General features: G+C 30.8%; 1 protein-coding gene. It reads right to left on the bottom strand.

What is annotated here, in order from left to right; all coding sequences use genetic code 11:
- Positions 1-2,874 (bottom strand): beta strand repeat-containing protein (locus MBFIL_RS10775; RefSeq protein WP_169805498.1); only part of this gene is annotated, 2,874 nt, incomplete at both ends.

The following is a 2,874-nucleotide window of genomic DNA, read 5'->3' as shown; positions in this document are numbered from 1 at the left end:
CTTTGCTGTCGCTAATAAATTTACCTAGTGATTTACCATTAACAATAATCTCAACAGTTTTATTAATCAATGGATTACCATTTTTATCTAAAACATCTACAGTAACATTAACCACATCATCAACACTGCCATTTGGAACATTGATATTTAGAAAAACATTTTGTTTAGAGAAATTAACATCTAAAGCAGTGCTATTGGAATTATAAAGTTGATTAGTATTGATAGTGATATTTAAACTACTGATAGACTCTTTAATATTGTAAGGTACTTTAGCAAGTCCATTAACAAAGTTAACATTAGTATAATTAACCCCATCAACACTAACATTAAACAAACCATTAACCAAATAACTAAAATTAGCCAAATTAGTAAGATTCAAAGTAACATTAACCACATCACCAACACTACCACTCGGAACAACAGCACCAATACCAATATTTGCTTTAGTGAAATTAACAACAACACTAGTATTATTAAAATTATAATAATCATTACCACTAACACCGATATTTAAACTACTGCCTAATGCTGTAACCTGGTAAGATATATTAGCTAAACCATTAGTAAAGTTAACATTGGCATAATCAACTCCATCAACACTAATATTAAACAAACCATTAACCAAATAACTAGAATTAGGCAAATTAGTGAGATTCAAAGTAATATTAACTATTTGTCCAACACTACCTTTAGCAATAATATTAATACCAATATTTGCTTTAGTGAAATTAACAACAACACTAGTATTATTAAAATTATAATAATCATTACCACTAACACCGATATTTAAACTACTGCCTAATGCCGTAATTTGGTAAGATATATTAGCTAAACCATTGGTAAAATTAACATTAGTATAATTAACCCCACCAACACTAACATTAAACAAACCATTAACAGGATAGCTAGAATTAGCCAAATTAGTGAGATTCAAAGGAACATTAACCACTTGCCCAACACTACCACTCGGAACAACAGCATTAATACCTAATTTTGCTTTAGTAAAATTAACAACAACACTAGTATTATTAAAATTATAATAATCATTACCACTAACACTGATATTCAAACTACGACCTGAGGATGTAATCTGATGAGATACATTAGCTAAACCATCAATAAAGTTAACATTAGTATAATTAACCCCGCCAACACTAACATTAAACAAACCATTAACAGGATAGCTAGAATTAGCTAAATTAGTGAGATTCAAAGTAATATTAACTATTTGTCCAACACTACCATTTGGAACAACAGTGCCAATACCAATATTTGCTTTAGTGAAATTAACAATAACACTAGTATTATTAAAATTATAATAATCATTACCACTAACACTGATATTTAAACTATTATCTATTGCTGTGACTTGGTAGGATACATTAGCTAAACCATTAATAAAGTTAACATTGGTATAATTAACCCCACCAACACTAACATTAAACAAACCATTAACAAGATAGCTAGAATTAGCCAAATTAGTGAGATTCAAAGTAATATTAACTATTTGTCCAACACTACCTTTAGCAATAGCATTAATACCAATATTTGCTTTGGTGAAGTTAACAGTAATGTTAGTAATGTTAGTATTGTAATAATCGTTAGTATGGACAGTGATATTTAAATTATTAGCAGGTATGGTAACTGGATAAGATACATTGGCTAAACCATTAATAAAGTTAACATTGGTATAATTAACCCCACCAACACTAACATTAAATAAACCATTGATAGGATAGCTAGAATTAGCTAAGTTAGTGATGTTTAAAGTAATATTAATTATTTGTCCAACATTTGCATTTGGAGTTGTGATGTTGATGTTGATATTAGCTTTGTTGATAAATACTTCTGCAGTGCTATTAAGGGCAGAATAGTTACCATTATCTAGTTCAATAGAATATGTGAAGTTAGATGCGAAATCAGTGCCAGTGTATGTGAAAATAGCTATACCACTGGAATTTGTGATAGAAGTACCTACAATATTACCATTAACAATGAAGTTAACTGTTACACCTTCTAATTGACCATCTAATTGACCAGTGACATTAGCTATTAATGTAGGGTAGACTCCAACTGTTGTGGTGTTATTATAAGCTGTGATAGTGGCATTTTGAGGGTAGAAGCTGAGATTGGTGGTGTTGAAGGTTAAGATGGTGGTGTTATCATCCTCAAAAGCAATGGCGAAAATTGAATAGTTGCCTGTGTAATTGATTAGGTATGTAATATTAGTAAATCCATTAGCATCAGTTATTCCAGTTCCAATGAAGATTAAATCAGCAGTTCCAGTTCCATTAAAATCACCATCAGTGTCTATGTAGAAGTTAATGGTTTTGTTAGAAAGTGGTCCAGTTAAATTAGATAATGTGGCATTAATAGTTATATTGGTGTGATATGTTCCATTTCCTCCATTAATAATTATATTTTCTCCACTATTATTGTAGACTAGTAAATCTATTTTGCTGACTTCGTTGTCTGTTACAAATGTGAATTCAACTTCTTGTGTGTTGGTGAGGTTTAGTGTGACTGCAATGATTTTATTTTCTCTTGCATCGAAGTTACTGATATGTGTTAATCCAGTTGGATTGAAAGATAAAAGGTTGAATACTTCAACACTCCCTGTGGTTGTGATATTGGTCCAAACATCAGTGACAAAATAAGGTAGGAGAGTTGCATTAGCAGAACTGTTATCATTTAAACCAAAAGTGTAGTTAAATAAGGCAGTGCTATGATGACCGATAGCTGTGATATTGGTAATTCCCACAACAAAGTATTTATCAGGAGTAAATGGAGTACCATTTGCCATTATGCTTGGAGTGTTATCTCCCCACCAATTATAATCAAGGACTGAATCATCACCATTATCCTCTAAATCAA

Origin of the sequence: Methanobrevibacter filiformis (assembly GCF_001639265.1) — an archaeon.
GTDB classification, from domain to species: domain Archaea; phylum Methanobacteriota; class Methanobacteria; order Methanobacteriales; family Methanobacteriaceae; genus Methanacia; species Methanacia filiformis.
Note: the sequence above shows the minus strand (reverse complement) of the source record. Positions and strands in the feature narration are given on the sequence as shown.